At 34.1% G+C, this 18,593-nt stretch carries 17 protein-coding genes; 7 read left to right on the forward strand and 10 right to left on the reverse strand.

The window, feature by feature from the left end; translation table 11 throughout:
• Positions 1 to 196: 196 nt before the first annotated feature.
• A complete protein-coding gene (locus FAF07_RS07585; RefSeq protein WP_142784529.1) occupies positions 197 to 871 on the reverse strand; it encodes a head GIN domain-containing protein in 675 nt (224 codons plus the stop codon).
• 94 nt (positions 872 to 965) lie between these two features.
• A complete protein-coding gene (gene rnr, locus FAF07_RS07590; protein ID WP_142784530.1) occupies positions 966 to 3,155 on the reverse strand; it encodes a ribonuclease R in 2,190 nt (729 codons plus the stop codon).
• 626 nt (positions 3,156 to 3,781) lie between these two features.
• Between rnr and rpiB the strand changes: the two genes are divergently transcribed.
• The 4 genes from rpiB to FAF07_RS07610 all read left to right on the forward strand — a co-directional run bounded on the left by rpiB (position 3,782) and on the right by FAF07_RS07610 (position 6,323).
• Entirely contained in the window at positions 3,782 to 4,216 is a 435-nt protein-coding gene (gene rpiB / locus FAF07_RS07595) for a ribose 5-phosphate isomerase B (RefSeq protein WP_142784531.1), read from the forward strand.
• A 163-nt stretch (positions 4,217 to 4,379) separates the two neighbouring features.
• Positions 4,380 to 5,291 (forward strand): cation diffusion facilitator family transporter, encoded by a 912-nt coding sequence (locus FAF07_RS07600; protein WP_142784532.1) that lies wholly within the window; start codon positions 4,380 to 4,382, stop codon positions 5,289 to 5,291.
• A gap of 238 nt (positions 5,292 to 5,529) precedes the next feature.
• Positions 5,530 to 5,886, forward strand: coding sequence for a hypothetical protein (locus FAF07_RS07605; protein ID WP_185956539.1), 357 nt, complete (start codon positions 5,530 to 5,532; stop codon positions 5,884 to 5,886).
• Positions 5,883 to 6,323: a GNAT family N-acetyltransferase gene (locus FAF07_RS07610; protein ID WP_142784534.1), complete on the forward strand. Its 441-nt coding sequence runs from the start codon at positions 5,883 to 5,885 to the stop codon at positions 6,321 to 6,323. The genes FAF07_RS07605 and FAF07_RS07610 overlap by 4 nt, the downstream gene beginning before the upstream one ends.
• Here FAF07_RS07610 and FAF07_RS07615 read toward each other — a convergent pair whose 3' ends face one another.
• The 5 genes from FAF07_RS07615 to rnpA all read right to left on the reverse strand — a co-directional run bounded on the left by FAF07_RS07615 (position 6,324) and on the right by rnpA (position 11,550).
• Positions 6,324 to 7,736, reverse strand: a complete 1,413-nt coding sequence (locus FAF07_RS07615; protein ID WP_142784535.1) for a T9SS type B sorting domain-containing protein — start codon at positions 7,734 to 7,736, stop codon at positions 6,324 to 6,326.
• The gene (locus FAF07_RS07620; protein WP_246067805.1) at positions 7,723 to 8,595 is read right to left on the reverse strand and encodes an OmpA family protein; all 873 of its coding nucleotides are present in this window, start codon (positions 8,593 to 8,595) and stop codon (positions 7,723 to 7,725) included. Before FAF07_RS07620 ends, FAF07_RS07615 begins: the two co-directional genes overlap by 14 nt.
• A 115-nt stretch (positions 8,596 to 8,710) precedes the next feature.
• Entirely contained in the window at positions 8,711 to 10,345 is a 1,635-nt protein-coding gene (locus FAF07_RS07625; protein ID WP_142784536.1) for a S41 family peptidase, read from the reverse strand.
• The gene (locus FAF07_RS07630; RefSeq protein WP_142784537.1) at positions 10,342 to 11,163 is read right to left on the reverse strand and encodes a DUF4349 domain-containing protein; all 822 of its coding nucleotides are present in this window, start codon (positions 11,161 to 11,163) and stop codon (positions 10,342 to 10,344) included. Before FAF07_RS07630 ends, FAF07_RS07625 begins: the two co-directional genes overlap by 4 nt.
• Before the next feature lie 12 nt (positions 11,164 to 11,175).
• Positions 11,176 to 11,550 carry a ribonuclease P protein component gene (rnpA, locus tag FAF07_RS07635; protein WP_142784538.1) on the reverse strand — a complete coding sequence of 125 codons (375 nt, stop codon included), beginning with the start codon at positions 11,548 to 11,550 and terminating at the stop codon, positions 11,176 to 11,178.
• Between the two features lie 153 nt (positions 11,551 to 11,703).
• Between rnpA and FAF07_RS07640 the strand changes: the two genes are divergently transcribed.
• Positions 11,704 to 13,554, forward strand: a complete 1,851-nt coding sequence (locus FAF07_RS07640; protein ID WP_142784539.1) for a CBS domain-containing protein — start codon at positions 11,704 to 11,706, stop codon at positions 13,552 to 13,554.
• Between the two features lie 6 nt (positions 13,555 to 13,560).
• Positions 13,561 to 14,748: a succinylglutamate desuccinylase/aspartoacylase family protein gene (locus FAF07_RS07645; RefSeq protein ID WP_246067806.1), complete on the forward strand. Its 1,188-nt coding sequence runs from the start codon at positions 13,561 to 13,563 to the stop codon at positions 14,746 to 14,748.
• Positions 14,749 to 14,841: 93 nt separating this feature from the next.
• Here FAF07_RS07645 and FAF07_RS07650 read toward each other — a convergent pair whose 3' ends face one another.
• Positions 14,842 to 15,189: an energy transducer TonB gene (locus FAF07_RS07650; RefSeq protein ID WP_185956540.1), complete on the reverse strand. Its 348-nt coding sequence runs from the start codon at positions 15,187 to 15,189 to the stop codon at positions 14,842 to 14,844.
• Positions 15,179 to 15,649: a hypothetical protein gene (locus FAF07_RS07655; RefSeq protein WP_142784542.1), complete on the reverse strand. Its 471-nt coding sequence runs from the start codon at positions 15,647 to 15,649 to the stop codon at positions 15,179 to 15,181. Before FAF07_RS07655 ends, FAF07_RS07650 begins: the two co-directional genes overlap by 11 nt.
• 133 nt (positions 15,650 to 15,782) lie before the next feature.
• On the opposite strand from FAF07_RS07655, the gene FAF07_RS07660 reads away from it, so the two are divergent.
• Complete coding sequence (locus FAF07_RS07660) at positions 15,783 to 16,658, forward strand: winged helix-turn-helix domain-containing protein (protein WP_246067807.1); 876 nt, start codon at positions 15,783 to 15,785, stop codon at positions 16,656 to 16,658.
• An 84-nt stretch (positions 16,659 to 16,742) separates the two neighbouring features.
• On the opposite strand, the gene FAF07_RS07665 is transcribed toward FAF07_RS07660, so the two are convergent.
• Entirely contained in the window at positions 16,743 to 18,578 is a 1,836-nt protein-coding gene (locus tag FAF07_RS07665; protein ID WP_142784543.1) for a M1 family metallopeptidase, read from the reverse strand.
• Positions 18,579 to 18,593: the final 15 nt, after the last annotated feature.

Here is an 18,593-nt window from a genome sequence, read left to right on the forward strand (position 1 = left end):
AAACATAAATATGTTGAGTTGCTAATGTAGTAAAATTAAGGGATAAAACCATTATTGTATAGAACCTGTATAGTTTGAACTAATTTTAAAAACTCTAAAAAAAAACTGTACAAATGCCATTTTCGCCATAACTAAGCACAAAAAAAGCGTCTTATTATTAATAAGGCGCTTTTTAAATTTTACGTGTAGTTTGGTTTTATTCCATCCTTTTAATTCGACCACCAAACACTTTACTTTCATTTACCTTATCTGGATTTCCGTAAATGAACACATCGCCTCCAGCTCGTATTTTAATATCTACCAAATCAGAAGCATGAACATAGGCTTCTCCAGCGGCCCGAATAGCAACCTCTGTTTTATCGGTTTTAAGCTCAGCCCCTTTGTAAACCCCTCCAGCTTGTATAGAAATATCTTGGCTTTTAGCTTTTCCTTCTACTTTAATAATACCTCCAGTTACAGCCTTTATATTTACATAGTTTACATTTAGTTTAACATCTATTTTACCGCCTTCTTGCGCTTTTAAATCGATCTCAAACTGTTTTATTTTATCATCTGAATACACCTTAGCTCCTTCATTAACATCAATTACATCTAAAGACGTATAGTGAAGGGTTACCTTAGTTTTACTCCCATCAAAAATTTCTTCTAAACTCATCTTGATTTTTAATGTCCCATTTTTATTATTAACTAAAACATCATTACTGTTTTCACCCGAAATAATAACCTTATTATCATTGGATTTTACAAGTTCTACTTCTATTAAATCGTAAACTTTAAGGGTATTAAATTCTCCAATAGTTTTTTCTATAGGATTTTGCGATGTAACTATCATTGCAGATAGCATGGTAAAAATGACTATTGAATATTTCATTTGTTTGTATTTATTGTTTTTTAATTACAACGTAAACGTATCAATTATTATTCCATTGTTTAAAAATAATAATTGATAAACAAATAACAAAGTTTTAGTTTTCAGGTTTACCTATAAGTTTAAAATCAAGATGCTTTTTTACTAAATCTGTATTTTTAACTTTCACAATAACTTCATCACCCAATTGGTACATGGTTTTAGAATTTTTACCAATTAGCGCATAATGATCTTGATCAAACTGATAGTGGTCATCTTTCATATCCCGAACACTCACCATCCCTTCGCATTTATTCTCAATAATTTCTATATATATCCCCCAATCTGTCACACCAGAAATAACGCCTAAAAAGTTTTCATCTTTATGGTCTTCCATAAAGCGAATTTGCATGTATTTAATAGAATCACGTTCTGCTTTGGTTGCTAAATATTCCATATTACTGGAGTGTTGGCATTTATCTTCGTAAACCGCTTCGTTAGCCGACTTACCGTCATCTAAATACTGCTGTAATAAACGATGTGCCATGACATCAGGGTAACGACGAATGGGCGAGGTAAAGTGACTGTAATAATCAAAAGCCAAACCATAATGTCCAATATTCTTCGTGGTATATTCGGCTTTGCTCATGGTACGTATCGTCAACGTATCAACCAAATTCTGTTCTTTTTTACCGTGCACTTCCTTTAATAAATTATTAAGTGTTGATGCTACAGATTTTCGATCCTTAAAATTTAATTTATAACCGAAACGACTTACTACGTTTTGAAGTGATTCCAATTTACTTTCATCCGGCTCATCATGAACCCGATAAATAAAGGTTTTCTTCGGACTTTGTTTCCCTATAAATTCGGCTACTTTTCTGTTAGCTAATAGCATAAACTCTTCTATAAACTTATTCGCATCTTTACTGGTTTTAAAAAAGACACCTACAGGATTAGATTGGGCATCTAAATTAAATTTCACCTCTACTTTATCAAAAGAAATAGCGCCATCTCTCATACGTCTGTTACGCATAATTTTAGCTAAGGCATCCATTTTTAAAATAGCATCTGCAATATGTTGTTTTGTTTTATAAGCGTTTCCAGTTAATGATACTTCTTTAGGAATAGCATTACTACCACTCTCAATAATAGCTTGAGCTTCCTCGTAAGCAAATCGAGCATCAGAATAGGTGACAGTTCTACCAAACCATTGATTTTTAATTTCCGATTTATCATTCATTTGAAACACTGCCGAAAATGTATATTTCTCTTCATTTGGTCTCAACGAACACGCATTATTAGATAATACTTCTGGTAACATAGGTACCACACGGTCTACCAAATATACCGAGGTAGCACGCTCGTAAGCTTCGTCATCCAACACGGTACCTTCTTGTAAATAGTGCGACACATCTGCGATATGAATACCTATTTCATATAACCCATTTTCTATAATTTTAAATGATAAGGCATCATCAAAATCTTTAGCATCTTTAGGATCTATAGTGAAGGTTAAGTCGTTACGCATATCACGTCGTTTCGCTATTTCTTCCTTGGTAATTGAGGTGTCCAATTTATTGGCAAATTCTTCAACGTCGTGTGGGAATTCGTGTGGTAAGCCATATTCGGCAAGAATCGCATGAATTTCTGTATTGTGATCGCCTGGTTTACCTAAAACCTGAATGACCTTTCCGTTTGGAGAATCGGCTTTCTCTGGCCATTCTTCAAGACGAACTAATACTTTATCACCATCTTCAGCTTTAAGGGTTTTATTAATGGGTACAAAAATATCCTTATACATTTTATTACTGTCCGGTACTACAAAGGCATAGTTATTATGCAATTGGATAACACCAACATATTCACTTCTTTCACGTTTTATAACTTGGGTAATTTCGCCTTCTAACTTGCCTCGATTACGACGTTTATAAACATAAAATTCAACTTCATCGCCGTTTAAAGATTTGTTAATGTTGTTTGAAGCAATAAATACATCATCATCAAAATCATCAGATATAATGTAGCCAGAGCCTTTGGCAGACATATCTAAAATTCCGGTATGGTAATCGGTATTAACAACCGCTTTAAATTTGCCACGTTCTACCTCTTCTATTTCCTTTTTACCTTGTAAATCGCGTAATTTTTTTATAATTTGATTTCGGCTACTAGCGTCGTTAACACCAAGTTTGGAAGCTATTTGTTTATAATTAAAGGTTTGGTTTCTTTCTTTTTTTAAAATACTTAAGATGGTATTGGTAAGGTCTGAAATCCCTTTTTTGGATTTCGTTTTTTTCTTTCTTGTCATTTAATTTGTAATCATATTGAATTTCTAAAGTTAAGTGAAATTCTGTTATTTTATAACGCTAATTATTGGAGAAGGTGCGTTATTTATTTTGGACAAAGCTACGGTTTAATTATTTAATAAGATTATCTTAATGTTATTATAGCAGAAAATTGAAGTTATCCACATTATATATAATATAATTATTTTTCTTTTAAAATTTTAAAAAACAATGGTGCTTATTATAGTGTGTTAATAGCTAGGATAACTTTTTTAGGTTTTATTTTTTTTACAGTTTAATTACATTCTATTAATAGGTAGTTAACACTCTAAATTCTATTAATAAGTTCATCTTTAATGATTTTGAAATTTCTATCCACAGTTGTTAACAACTTATAATGACCCTATTTTGCTTATAAGTATTTTAACTTTACTGTTTATATCTAGCTATTTATTATATGATAAACGCTCTACAAAAAAGGAGTTAAATATTTGGTTATATGATACCGGTTTTTGATTGGAAAAATAATTGGATATTCAATGTTTTTCTTTTAGAAACTAATCAACAGTTATTAACAAGTAATGAGTATTATAATACACACTTATAATTATTACCTTTGTGTATATATTTTATTAAAACGTATTAAATAATGACACTATCTATTGGTAACGATCACGCAGGAACAGCTTATAAATTTGCTATTGTCGCATTTTTAGAATCGAAGGGTTACATGGTTAATAACCATGGCACAGACACAGATGACAGTGTGGATTACCCAGATTTTGTGCACCCTGTCGCTACAGAGGTTAAAGAAAAAACAGCAGACTTTGGTATTTTAATATGTGGTAGTGGCAATGGCGTAGCGATGACGGCAAATAAACACCAAGATATACGTGCAGGTTTATGTTGGAATAAAGAAATAGTGGTCTTGACCAGACAACATAATAACGCTAATATCTTATGCATTCCAGCTCGTTTTACAGCGATACATCAAGCTATAGAAATGGTTGATACCTTTCTAAATACACCATTTGAAGGTGGCCGCCATCAGAACAGAATCGATAAAATTCCATTGTCTTGTTAATACCAATTTAAATATATAGTAACACATATAAATTGTTTCTTTTTATCTATAATTTTGTTAAAAATAGAAACCGTAACTAAGGCTATGATTTAGATTTTTGCGTCATTAAAACTAAAAATAATTCAATTTCTTTATGCATTACTATATATTTAAATCGGTATAAATGGGTCATGATCATTCTCATACACACTCGCATACAGAATTAAAAGGGCGCAATCTTTTAATATCCATTTTACTCAATATCATCATTACAGCTGCTCAAGTGGTAGGTGGATTGGTATCAGGAAGTTTATCATTACTAAGTGATGCCCTACATAATTTTAGTGATGTTATTTCATTAATTATTAGTTATATAGCCAATGCACTCACCAAGAAAGAGGCCTCATTACAAAAAACATTTGGTTATAAACGGGCTGAAATTTTGGCGGCTTTTATTAATGCAGCGACTTTAATAATTATAGCTGTGTTATTGATAGTTGAAGCTGTTGATCGTTTTCAAAACCCGCAAGAAATAGAATCCAATCTGGTTATTTGGTTATCTATTGTCGCAATATTAGGAAATGGATTCAGTGTACTCTTATTAAAAAAAGATTCCAAAACCAATATGAACATGAAAAGCGCCTACCTGCATTTAATTACAGATATGATGGCTAGTGTTGCGGTTTTAATTGGTGGATTATTAATGAAGTTTTACGAACTGTATTGGGTAGATAGTGTTTTAACTTTTGCTATTGCCTTATATTTAGTCATGATGGGTTATGATTTGTTAAAAGATTCGTTTAAAGTTTTAATGCTGTTTACTCCAGAAACTATTAAAATACAAGAAATAGTGGATGATGTGCAGCAGATTGAAACCATTAAAAACGTGCATCATGTACATATTTGGCAACTTAATGAGATAGAAATTCATTTTGAAGCCCATGTAGATTTTACAGAAGATATCACTTTAACACAATTTGATATGGTGTTACATAAAATAGAAGATTTGGTATTCCATAAGTATGGCATCAATCATGTGAACATTCAACCAGAATTTGGTAAAAATGACGTGAAGGATGTGATTGTCCAGGACTAGGTACGGTATTATTTTTGATATATGATAAATCAAATTTATTATATAGAACTCATCTTGACTTTTTGTTTTTAACCGAAAACGAGATAAAATTTGTACAGATGAGATACTTTTTGAAAGGCATAGCATCGCTACGAATAAAAAAAGTAACGAAATATGGGCGAATTTTAGCCGTTTTTTAGGAAATAGAAAAAGTCAAGATGAGTTCATATACAAAGTTATCTTCTGTTTGCTATTTTGTTTGTTTTTCTCATGTGAGGCCATTTTAGAAAATGCTATTGAGAATAACTCGAAGGAAGAACCTGCATTGGTTGTTATAATTAAAAATAATACACCATATTTATTTGAAAGAACAGAAGTGATTACAGATGACGGGATTGTAGTTTTTCAAATTATAGACCCAGGTTCGTATGATATAAGCGACTATTTTTTATCTATTTATGATGATATTGAAATACGTATTCAAACTAAAAACAGCAATTTTTACCATAAACCATTATATTACAACGAAGCATCTAAAGTTGTAGATGGCCGCTATACTTTTAATATTAGTATATCAGACGATAATGAATTAATTATAAACAGAGTAAAACATTGATTACTAAAGTAAAATCATTTGAAGAATTAACCAAACTTGAATTGTATGGTTTATTACAATTACGAAGCGAGGTTTTTGTTGTAGAGCAAGATTGTGTTTATCAAGATGTAGATGGAAAAGACGAGAAAGCATTACATGTTCTTGGTATTAAAGACGGTAAAATTATTGCTTATACACGTCTATTTAAACCAGGCGATTATTTTAAAGAATCGAGCATAGGTAGAGTGGTTGTCGCTAGAAATGAGCGGCAGTATGATTACGGAAAACGTATTATGGAAGCCTCTATTAAAGCCATTGAAGATCATTTTAACACCACGCGCATTAAAATTTCAGCGCAATGTTATTTACAAAAATTCTATAGCAATCTTGGATTTGTAAGTGTTGGAGAAGACTATCTTGAAGATGATATTCCCCATATTGCTATGATTAAAAACTAATTATCGTTTTAAAGTAAAATGCCCTTTTAGTGTTTCTCCAGAATTTAAAGTAATCATGTACCAATAATCATTTGTTGGCATAGGTTGTCCATTTACAGTGCCGTTCCAACCTAGTGCATGAGCCGGTAAGTATTTTAAAAGCTTCCCATAACTATTAAAAATAGAAACACTTTTTACAGCATTCGCAAGATCTTGTACAAACCAAGTATCATTGCTGCCGTCGTTGTTTGGTGTAAAGTACTTCGGGATAATATAATCTTCATCAGTTATTATCACATTAAAATTGCTTTCATTGCTGTTGCAGGTGGTTTCGTTATAGATATAAATGGTTTGCGAGGTCGAAATAATGTCGCCTGCATTTAAAGGACTGCCACCTCCTCCAGATTGTGTAAAGTAATTGCCATTAGTGAGGTTGGGTAGCGTATAAGTCGTTTTTGTAACTACATTTTCCAAAAAGTCTACCTCAACAAGTGCATTGCAATCAGACGCAGAGGTAACATAATTACTAAACGCTGCGGGCTGCCAATTACTTTTAGAATCAGAACTGTTATCGACTACGACACAGTTTAAATCCGAATTTCCTGTGAAGTCTAAAGAAGTGATATTCGTGTTGTTGCCATTTTTCACATTTAAATTACAAAGCAAATTATTACTACAGTCCAACACTGTTAAGCCCTTATTTTGAGAAATATCTAAACTATTAAGTAGATTAAACGACACATTAAGGTTGTCTAAATTTTTGTTTTGTGATACATCGATAACTGACAAGTTGTTCATACCGGCACCTAAAACCGTCAGGTTTGAATTATTTGATATATCTAAATTAGACAGCAAATTATTTCCGCATTGAAATCTATTTAAAGTCGTATTCTTTGAAACATCAAGCATTGTTAATTGATTTTGCTCACATACCAAGACATTCAACCCTGTATTATTTGAAACATCTAAACGTGTCAAATTATTATCCCAACAAACCAATGAAATCAGGTTTGTGTTTTTCGTCACATTAAGGCTTGATAAGCTGTTACTAAAACACCATAAAATTTTTAAGTTAGGATGCGGGGTAACATCAATAGCTGTGATTTGATTATTGTAAACATATAATTCGGTTAAGTTTTTATTGCCAGAAATATTTAGGGAAGTGAGTGTATTTACCGAACAATCAAGAATTAGCAAAGAGGTGAAATCTTCAATTCCCGTAAGGTCTGAAATATCCCTTTCTGCGACATCTAAATTTTTAATACTGCTGATATTGATCGTTGGGACAAAATCATCTAAAGGCGGTGTGTCAAAACCAAATTCAATTAAAGCTTGTTCAAAATTATCGTCAGGAACATATGTGTTTTGAGATGAACCAATAAAACCTATTAGCACAAAAAAAGTGAACCAATAAAGGGTTCTAGTCGCCCACATAGGTAATCAAAATTTCGACACGTCTATCAAATTGTGGGTCACCTCCCAAAGGGAATTTACGGCGCATGCCCATATAACGCATACGTTTTTTGCTTACCCCTTTTTTAGCAAAGTAATCGTAAATTTTTTTTGCCCGAGCTTCAGAGAGGTTTCTTTTTTTCGTTTTTCTATCTACTGCATCCCTGCTAAACTGTGTACAACAGACATGGCCCTGAATGGTAAAATAAATATCATCGCGTTCCACAAGGGATTTAGCAATAGATTCCAATACTTTCTTTGATTTAGGCACAATCGTGCTATACCCTGTTTTAAATAAAATGTTTTCAAATACAATTTTATCACCAACGTTAAGCTCGCCTCTTATTTTTTCAGGCACCGTTTTACTAACGGGTTTATCAGCAACAACCTGTTCTTCTTTAGGTGTTGGTGGTTTTGGTTTTACTATAATTTTGACTTTTCTGTTTAAGCCTCTTATTTTAAGTAAATTTTTTTCGTTAACTATTTCTAGTAAAATTTCGCCCTTCCCGTCCACATTTGTAATTAGCGATTCGCTAATCTCATTACTTGAAAAAACACTTTTTATAGCATCAGCACGCTGTTGGGAAAGTTTCATATTATACGAGTCTGCCCCGCGATCATCACAAAAACCATAGATAGAGATCGACTCAATAGCCATATCCGATAAATTGGAAATAAATAAAAGCAAGCGGTTTTCTTCAGTCGACGGAACGTCATACTTATCGGTATCAAAATAAACTTCATGGGTGAGATCGTTTTGAGTAAAAGCAAGTGCACAAGTAAGTAAAAGCAATATGGAAGCAACCAGTTTATTCATAGTAGGGTAGCAGAATAAGGTCATAAATATACTATTTTTAATCTAAAAAGGCGACTTTTGAGGCGTTTCATTGAGATTTTCAGGCTTATTTGTCATGCCCTTAAAAATTTATGATGGAACCCAATAAACGCAGAAATACCTACCTTAAATAGCCTAAATAGGTCCCAGGATCATCTAGAATTTCTGTAGCCTTTTTAATTCTTGAATCGTTAATTTTATAATAGTCATAAAGACCCTCTCTATAGACATAGCGTTTTACAATTTCTTCAGTTAATTGCTCTAATAAAAACGCTTTGTTTTCATCAATAATAGCTGTTTTAGATGTATTAAGATTGGAAATCAATGCCATATAATCCTTTTCAATATTATCATCTAAAGACTCTAGTCGTGCAGCTTCAAAGGCCTTATAGAGTGCTTTTTCGGTATTGGTTTCAAATGAGAAATTATTTGTTTTTAAATAGGTTTTGAAATCAGAAAAGTCAGTATCTGTAAGTTGGAAGCTATCTATATTGTCTATGTTATTCGTATAATAATAATTAGTGGCAAAATCAAAAATCAGATTATTATTCACAATCGCATTGGTAATGGATGCATTTTTAGAAGCTGGGAAAATAACATCTGGAAATACGCCACCACCATCAAACACCAAGCGTCCGTTTTTAGTTTTATATTCATTGTAATTCTCCTGCTTTACCCGAACTGCTTCTCCTTTTTCATTTCTATTCCAATAATCCAAGGCTTGAATACTTCTACCAGACGGCGTGTAATATCTAGAAATGGTAATTTTCACTTGAGTGCCATAAGTTAATTGCTTTGGGCGCTGCACTAGGCCTTTTCCAAAACTTCTTGAACCCACAATCACCGCCCGATCTAAATCCTGCAAGGCTCCAGAAACAATCTCGCTTGCAGAGGCACTTCCGCCATCAATTAATATCACTAAGGGAATTTCGGTATCAATAGGTTCGTTTTGGGTATAATAGGTTCTGTTATATTGTTTGACTTTTGATTTTGTGGTGACCACAAGTTGGCCTTTTGGTACAAAAAGATTCACGATTCTAATAGCTTCATTTAACAAACCACCAGGATTTCCACGTAAATCCAAAATGATATTTTTAGCACCCTGGGCTTTTAAATCCCTTAAGGCGTAATTGGTTTCATATGAGGCTTTATTATTAAACCGGCTTAATACAATATACCCCGTTTTGTCATTTATCATTGAAAAATGGGGCACCGCTTTAATTTCAACTTCCGCTCGGTTAATAACGGCCGTTTGCGTTTTTCCTTGCCTGCGGTAGGTAACTTCTACAGAGGTTCCCGGAGAGCCTTTTAATAAATCGCCCGCATTATCTTTATAGGTTTCTACAACCGTGGTACCCACTTGTATAATTTCATCACCCGCTTTTAATCCAGCCTTATCAGCAGGATAGTCTTTGTAAGGCTCTAGAATAATCAACCTATCCTTTAAAGTTTTTACTCTGGCACCAATACCAATATAATCGCCGGTGTTGTTAATGCGTGCGGCTTCAACATCCTGTTCATTTAAAAAACTGGTATAGGGATCCAAGTCGTTGAGCATGCTTTTAATAGCAGTATCCATCAAATCCCCGGGATTCGTTTCATCTACATAGTTCATGTTGATTTCTTTAAAAAGCGTGGTAAATATTTCTATTTGCTTCGCGATCTCGAAAAAATCATTTTTAAAGGCTGTTCCTGTAATAAACACGATACCTACCAAAGCGGGAATTAGGATTTTCTTATTTATAAAGTGCTTCATTTTTTATGTCTTTTTTTTAGCCAGCGTTTAATAATAAAAAACAAAAGGATTAGTATAATTATAAAAGGCCAAATGTGTAATAAACCTAGGAAAAATATAGACAAACCATTAAACCCAGATTTTACGGCATTCCACATTTTTACTCCATACGAAACAGTCACACCACTTTCAGCAGACCGTTTATAAAATTCAATATCCAAGGTGCTTAATGATACCTTATTTTGAAGATATTTTAAGCGTCCTTGCTTTGCTTCTATAGCTTCCCTTATGTTGGATAATTCTTTTTCTATTTCAAGGATTTCTTTAACATTATTTGCTTTTGAAAGTAACTCCAGATAGCGTTTTTCTAAGGTTTGCTTTGCTTTTAATCGCACTTCTATATCAATAAATTCCTCTGTAACATCTTTTGAAGACGTCCGCTTTGTGTCAAAATAAGCCACATGATGACTAATAGAATCAACAGTAGTTTGAAAATTAGTGGTCGGTATTCTTATAATGAGATGCCTAGTTATGGTATTATAAGATTTGTTCGAACGGTCGTCTTGGATGAAACCATTATTTTGAATAATGATACGCTTTATATGTTTATACGTGTTTTCTAAATCCTGGGTTTCAAATCGCAGAAACGATTCTTTTATAATTTTTTGCTCAATAGTTTCAGATGGACTTGAAATTAAACCGTTTATTGTTGAAGCATCTTTTTCTTGAGCCTCTCCAACAGTATAATCATAAGCTTCAGAATCACTTTGAGGATTGTTTGAATTTGTGGAACATGCCAAAGGGATGATTAATAAAAAAAGCGATAAAAGATATCTCATAAAACCAGAATATTATTCGGAAACCTTATCTAAAATTTTTTTAAATAGCTGTTTCATCTTCATTTCAACCTGTACAAAGGTGGGTTTGTCTTTGCCAATGTACAAAATCATAAACGCATAAGGTGTTGTAATGTTGTTAAAAAAAAGGGGTTTATTTAATCGGTAAGCTTCTCTAAGTAAACGTTTTATGTAGTTTCTATCTACGGCACTCTTAAAATTGCGCTTGCTTACAGAAACACCGGTTTTAAATAAGACTTCACTATCAAAGGTGGTTGGTAAATATACCATACGTAAGGGATATACAGAAACCGATTGCCCTTCAATAAACAGCTGGTCTATCAGTTTGGTGCTTTTAAGTTTTTCGTTTTTATTGAAGGTAAATTTCAAGACGTTTCTTTTAAAGCACCAAAGGTAGTAAAATAAAAAACCCACTAGATTTTTAATAACAACTCCCTCTAATTTCTATATGATAAAAATCATATTTTAACACTCAGAATCGTAGTAATTTAACCCTTTATAAACACTGTAAATTAGGGCATTATGGGCGATTTAAATGTGACTAAATTAAAATCAAAAAAAGATAGGGCAAACTACATTCATCATTTATTAAATGATATTAAAGCGCTGGATTTAATGGTGGAACGCGGCTTAATCGAAGAGGATCCCATTCGCATTGGCGCAGAACAGGAGTTCTGTTTGATTAATACCGATTACTTGCCCGATAGTAGCGCAATGAGCCTTTTGGACGCTATTGATGATCCGCATTTTACTACCGAGATTGGAAACTATAACCTGGAAATCAATCTGGATCCTTTTGAACTGACCGCCGATTGTTTTTCACAACTGCACAAGCAATTGGATAGCCTGCTTAAAAAGGCGAAGTCTGTGGCATTAAAAAAAGACATTAAACTCATGCTAACAGGTATTTTACCAACCTTATCGGTACATGATGTGGATGAAAAAAACATGACCAATCTGGAACGTTACAATGTATTGAATAATGCCATAAAAGACATTAGGAAGCAACATTTCAACATTCATATAAAAGGGGCCGATGAGTTAAACCTGCAACACGATTCTGTGATGCTGGAAGCTTGTAATACCAGTTTTCAGGCGCATTTACAAATTAGTCCAAAAACATTTGTAGAGACTTATAATTGGGCACAAGCTATTGCGGGACCTGTTTTAAGTGCTTGTACCAATTCGCCATTACTATTTGGAAAGGAATTATGGAGCGAAACACGTATTGCACTGTTTACCCAGAGCGTGGATACGCGTGCCAATTCGTATTTATTAAACGAAAAACAATCCAGGGTGAGCTTTGGTAGTAAATGGCATACCGGATCTATAGTTGATATTTTTAAGGATAATATTTCCAGGTTTAGAAGTTTTATTACCACAGACTTTACAAGGGATAGCGTCGATATGATTAACAATAACGAAACCCCTAAGTTACGAGCACTCCGTTTGCACAATGGCACCGTATACCCATGGAATCGCGTGTGCTATGGGGTTATAAATGGCAAACCCAATTTACGGATTGAAAACCGCTATATCCCTTCTGGACCAACCACGACCGATGAAATTGCTAATATGATGTTTTGGGTGGGTGTGATGATGGGTAAGACTAAACAGTATGATAACATTCACAACAGATGGCATTTTAAAAATGCTAAATCCAATTTTTTCAATGCGGCGCGCTATGGAATGGCTGCTCAACTTTTCTGGAATGGTCAGTATGTATCTAGTAAATCATTGATTTTAAATGAATTATTACCCATGGCCTATAAAGGCCTATATAAGGCAGGTGTAAGCCCTAAAGATGCTGAGCATTATTTAAAAGTGATTGAACAACGCGTGGAAAGTTATAATGGATCGGAATGGATGGTGCGAAGTTACCGGCATCTATTAAAGTCTCATAGGCCTTTTGAGGCTGCTCAAATATTAACCTCCAAAATGTACGAAAAGCAGGAAAAAGGTTTTCCGGTGTCTACTTGGGAAATTTTGCAAGACCAGGACACACCACCCTCTATCCATAGAACATTGGTGAAGCATATTATGAGTACTGATATTTTTTCGGTGGACAAAAAAGATAGTATCGGCCTGGTACTGCATATCATGAAATGGAAAAACATTCATCATATGCCTGTTATAAATTCCAGTCGGGAACTTTTAGGTTTATTGACTTGGACAGATGTTAAAGACTATTTTGAAGATGGTAACAGACAGCAATCTTCAGTTAACAAACATATGAAAACCCAGATTAAGGTGATTGAGGAGCATGCCACCATAACAACGGCTAAAAACCTTATGGAAGCGCATAAAATTGGGTGTTTACCCGTAGTGAACGAGAACAAGTTGGTGGGGTTAATAACGAAAAATGATATATGATGCATAATGGATGTTTATAGCCATGTACTTTCAAGAAAAATATCTGCTAACAGATATCTTGGCAAAATAATAGGAAAACGCTCGGGTCCTACCGTGGTGTTTTTTGCGGGTATTCATGGCAATGAAACCGCAGGGGTGTTTGCTTTAGAAAATATTTTAAAAACAATTTCTCCTAAACAAGTGAACGGCCGTATTTATGCCATATCTGGAAATCTTTCTGCATTGCAAAAAAATGTGAGGTATTTGGATAGCGATTTAAACAGACTTTGGACCCAGCAACATATAGAGGCCATTAAAAACAAAGCGCAACCCAATATTGAAGATTTAGAGTTATTGAGCATTCTCGAAGCTCTTAACACGATACTTGAAACTGGTTCTGCACCATTTTATTTTATAGATCTGCATACCACATCTAGTAAAACCTTGCCGTTTATTACGATTAACGATGCCATTATAAATAGAAAATTTTCTAAGCAATTTCCAGTACCAATTGTTTTGGGGATTGAGGAATATTTAAATGGGCCGCTGTTGAGTTATATTAATGCGTTGGGCTATGTATCACTTGGTTTTGAATCTGGACAACATGATGATTTACGCGCCATAACTAATGGGATTGCTTTTGTTTATTTAACGCTTGTTTTCTCTGGTGTATTGAAAAAAAAGAATGTGGTCGATTTTGATAAGCATTACAATCAATTAAAAACCCAATCGGCTAATTTAGTTGATGTTTTTGAAGTGATTTATCTTTATAGAATAAAAGACAAAGACACTTTTAAAATGTATAATGGTTTTAAAAGTTTCCAAAGTTTAAAAAAAGATACTAAGCTAGCCCATAATAATAATGCTGAAATAACAGCACCATATTCAGGGCGTATGTTTATGCCACTTTACCAAAATAAAGGTGCGGAAGGATTTTTTATTATAAAGCCAATAAAGCCCTATATTTTAAAATTATCTATTGCTTTGAGACGTACAAAAATTGATAGTTTGCTAGCCTTTCTACCTGGTGTTTCTTGGGTAAGTAAAAAAGATGGTATTTTAGAAGTCAACTTAAAAATAGCAAAGTTTTTTGCAAAATCTATTTTTCATTTGTTGGGTTATCGAAATAAACGAATTACACCAACCCACCTAAGACTTAATAATCGAGAACGGGTTGCGAAAACGGCTATGTATAGGAGGGAAGTTTGGTATTGAGTGTTTAATTTAATAGATTTTATACGAATTACAACATAAAAAGACGCCTTCGCTTAAATCAAGGCGTCTTTTATAATATAATCGTTAGTGTGGCTAGCAACCCATTAAACCAAAAGAGACCACAAGTTCTTGATCTACTTTTTCACCTTTATAATTTATCGCTGGTATCCATATGCCCGGTGCTTTATTAATGAGGTCTACCATAGCTTCATCCACCTCTGGATACCCAGAAGGTCTATCGAGTTTCACATTTTCAATGGTGCCGCTCTTGGTTACCGTAAAAAATAACTTTGCAGCTTGAAGTTTTTTAGCATCTAGATTGGCTGTAACATTTTTAGTATTTTCTTTTAGAAATGTAGCAAGCGCTTCCTTGCCGCTTTTATAGCGTGCTTGATATTCAGGAACAATAGTGTGGTGAGGGGTAGAATAGCTATTTTCCAAGAAACCAGTTAGCTGATTTTTTTTCTTTATATTCTGCCCTTATTAAAAAACTGGTAGAGTAATTAGAAGATTGCAATAATGCCATCTGTCCAGCAGTGAGTTCATCACTGTATCCTATTTCTCTAATTTTGGATTGTTCATCATTTATGATTAAAATGATATTTACAGATTTAAGAACTTCCATCTTTTGTAATTCATCTTCGCTAAAAAATGTTCTTATAGTTGTGGCCTTTTCAATAGCTTCTTTTTTAATAGGACTAAACCGCGGTCCTATATCATAAATAAAATCAGTGAAAACGGTTTTTTCAATATTTTTTAAAATTGACTGATTGATTTTTAGATCCTCTGTAACGGATGCTTGTAAAGGGTCTAATGTATTAGTTTCCCAATCGATAGCAGCAAAAGCCGCTATACTCAAGGAGGTAAGCACTGCACAAAAAATGATAAATTTCTTTTTCATAGCTATTAGTTTAATGATTAATATGTATCAAATGTATAGTGCATCTACCTTGCTTTGTGTAATGGAAGTGTAAAACAATGTAAATTTTATGTAAAGCATCTTAAAATGTCTCAGATTTAAATAGCTTTGTCACATGGGTTTAAAATTATTTAAGATAGTAATAAACATTCTTGTCGGTATCCTTTTGAATGTACCGAGCAGCTATGCTCAAAACCCTAGTAGCGACAACGATGTTGAGGTATCCTTACGAATGATAGGCCATCAGGTTTTGCTCAGTGCCAATGATAGTACTTCGTGTGTATTACCTATTACTAAAGGAAATGGACGTTATCGGATTCAATTTGAAGCTGAATTTGAGTTTAATCCCGACGAGCTGGTCACTACGATAGACCGTGTGGTTAAGAGTACTAAAATGGCACAACATTATATCGTCGAAGTGGAGGGATGCGATACCAAAGACATCATTTATAGTTTTGAAGTGAATGCTTTAGAGCAATCAGATATTATTCCATGTAGAGGAAGGGAACAACCTAAATCCTGTTATAGTATTCTTTTCACGCTGATAGAACCCATCTCGACCAATACTTTAGGTTCTTTAAATACAGTTTTTTATAGTTTGAAATATTTTGGTGGTGTTATAGGTTTAGCGCTAATTACCCTGGCTTTCTTTTTTATTAGGAAACGAAAGCATAGAAGGGCTACGGATTCAAATTTGATCCCATTAGGGGAATACCAATTTGATAAACTGAATACTGAGCTTTTAATTGAGGAACAACGGATAGAACTTACTGGTAAAGAAGGCGACCTACTACTTTTACTCTATAATGCTGCTAATACTACTGTAGAACGCGAGGTTATTTTAAATAAGGTCTGGGGAGATGAAGGCGATTATGTTGGCAGAACTTTAGATATGTTTATATCTAAATTACGGAAGAAATTAGAATTCGATTCGAAAGTAAAAATCGTAAATATTCGAGGGGTAGGCTACAAACTTGTTGTGAATGTATAATTTTAAAAAAGTAAAGATTTTAGAAACAATAAAAAAGTCCGCTTTAATCGAATTAAGCGGCCTTTAAATTTTATCGCAAAAAATCTACTTTTTATTATTTGACTTATCAATATCTGCCATCATCCCTTTTGGGTCTATTACAACAGATTTAACCGATTTAGAAGTTTCAAAACTATAAGTTGGATACGCCCAAGCCCAATCAGGTTTTACGGTAGCTTCCGTTGGTTTTTCACCGCGCATCATTTGTAATGGGATATAAAAATCTTCAGTTGCACCATCTGTATAGGTTACGGTTACATCTATAGGCATAGGCATTAAGCCAATCCGTTCTAAAGTTATTGTATTGGCATCAACCGATTTTATAGCATAATCAATGGTATTTGTTGTTTGTGCAAAATCCATTAAGTACCAATCCAATTCCAACCCAGAAACTTTTTCTGCAGAACGGATCATATCAATAGGTCTTGGGTGCTTAAACGAAAAGTCATTAAAGTATTTTTTGATACTTGCTTTTAAATTGTCTTCGCCTATGACGTATCCTAATTGTGCCAGAAACACTTCGCCTTTACTGTAAGCAGAGATACTGTAAACACCATTGTAATTAAAGCGGTCTGCATGTGTAGTCATCGGCTGTTGCTTATCAGATTTTGCTAAACGAAAGTAGCTATTGTAAGCACCAGAAGTTGGGTTTTTAAGTCCTTTTTTCAAGATTTCATTTTCAGCCAAATCACTTATATAGCTTGTAAACCCTTCGTCCATCCAATAATGCTTCAATTCATTGGTGGCTAATAAAAACTGAAACCATGTGTGTGCCATTTCATGTGCGGTAACACCAAACAGCCCTTTAAAAGACCCTTCGCCTAAAATTAAGGTGCACATGCCGTATTCCATGCCACCATCACCACCTTGAATTACTGAGTACTGATTGTACGGATACTTACCCACGTGTTTATTGTAATATTGCATAAGCTCAACAGCTTTTGGTTGCAATTTTTTCCAGTTCTCTAGCTTATCAGAGGTCATATTGTTTTTATAAAAAAAGTGTAATAACGGTCCGTTAGGCACTTGCATGGTGTCATGTATATAATCCGGATCGGCAGCCCAAGTAAAATCATGTACCATAGGTGCTTTAAAATGCCAGGTTAACTTATCACCCGCAGGTCTATTAACCGTACTTGTTTCATAACCGTGCCCTATGCTATTTGGGTTTTGAAGATAGCCTGTACCGCCAACCACGTAATTTTTATCGATAGTAAGCTTCACATCAAAATCTCCCCAAACCCCGTGGAACTCACGCCCAATATAAGGGTCTGCATGCCAGCCTTCAAAGTCATATTCGGCTAATTTAGGATACCATTGCGCCATAGAGAGCGCCACGCCTTCTTTATTATTTCGTCCAGAACGTCGAATTTGAACAGGAACTTGGCCATCAAAAACCATATCAAAAGTCACTTTTTCTCCGGGTTTGATAGGCTTTGCCAAATTGACTTCTAACACTGTACCAACCGTATCGTATGTTAATGCAGCACCATCTTGTTTTAATGAATGCACTTTTATATTCCCTATTTCATTGGGCTGTAATTTGCTAATTCTATCTTTTACACGACCATCTGGATCTGCAATAGTACGCGAACGCACATCCATTTCACTTCCAGGTTGGAAGGCGTTAAAATAAAGATGGTAGTACACTCTGGTTAAAACATCGGGTGAATTATTGGTATACACTAACTGTTGTTTACCTTTATATTGATAGGTGTTTACATCCATATCAATATCCATTTTATAGTCAACATGTTGCTGCCAGTATCCTGAATTTTTATTGGAGGCCGTCGTTTTTGCCTCTGGCTTTGCAGTGTCTTGTGTACTGGCGCAAGACCATAGGAAAGCCGCACAGATTAATAAAAGAAAATAGTTTTTCATAGGGATAGAGAATAA

Origin of the sequence: Changchengzhania lutea, from assembly GCF_006974145.1 — a bacterium.
GTDB classification, from domain to species: domain Bacteria; phylum Bacteroidota; class Bacteroidia; order Flavobacteriales; family Flavobacteriaceae; genus Changchengzhania; species Changchengzhania lutea.

Excerpts from the sequence above, each read along its gene's own strand:
- FAF07_RS07585 (WP_142784529.1), bottom strand. The coding sequence starts at position 871 with ATGAAATATTCAATAGTCATTTTTACCATGCTATCTGCAATGATAGTT.
- FAF07_RS07660 (WP_246067807.1), top strand. The coding sequence starts at position 15,783 with ATGGGTTTAAAATTATTTAAGATAGTAATAAACATTCTTGTCGGTATC.
- FAF07_RS07620 (WP_246067805.1), bottom strand. The coding sequence starts at position 8,595 with ATGACCTTATTCTGCTACCCTACTATGAATAAACTGGTTGCTTCCATA.
- rnr (WP_142784530.1), bottom strand. The coding sequence starts at position 3,155 with ATGACAAGAAAGAAAAAAACGAAATCCAAAAAAGGGATTTCAGACCTT.
- rpiB (WP_142784531.1), top strand. The coding sequence starts at position 3,782 with ATGACACTATCTATTGGTAACGATCACGCAGGAACAGCTTATAAATTT.
- FAF07_RS07630 (WP_142784537.1), bottom strand. The coding sequence starts at position 11,163 with ATGAGATATCTTTTATCGCTTTTTTTATTAATCATCCCTTTGGCATGT.
- FAF07_RS07600 (WP_142784532.1), top strand. The coding sequence starts at position 4,380 with ATGGGTCATGATCATTCTCATACACACTCGCATACAGAATTAAAAGGG.
- FAF07_RS07665 (WP_142784543.1), bottom strand. The coding sequence starts at position 18,578 with ATGAAAAACTATTTTCTTTTATTAATCTGTGCGGCTTTCCTATGGTCT.
- FAF07_RS07615 (WP_142784535.1), bottom strand. The coding sequence starts at position 7,736 with ATGTGGGCGACTAGAACCCTTTATTGGTTCACTTTTTTTGTGCTAATA.
- FAF07_RS07640 (WP_142784539.1), top strand. The coding sequence starts at position 11,704 with ATGGGCGATTTAAATGTGACTAAATTAAAATCAAAAAAAGATAGGGCA.
- FAF07_RS07655 (WP_142784542.1), bottom strand. The coding sequence starts at position 15,649 with ATGAAAAAGAAATTTATCATTTTTTGTGCAGTGCTTACCTCCTTGAGT.
- FAF07_RS07625 (WP_142784536.1), bottom strand. The coding sequence starts at position 10,345 with ATGAAGCACTTTATAAATAAGAAAATCCTAATTCCCGCTTTGGTAGGT.
- FAF07_RS07645 (WP_246067806.1), top strand. The coding sequence starts at position 13,561 with ATGGATGTTTATAGCCATGTACTTTCAAGAAAAATATCTGCTAACAGA.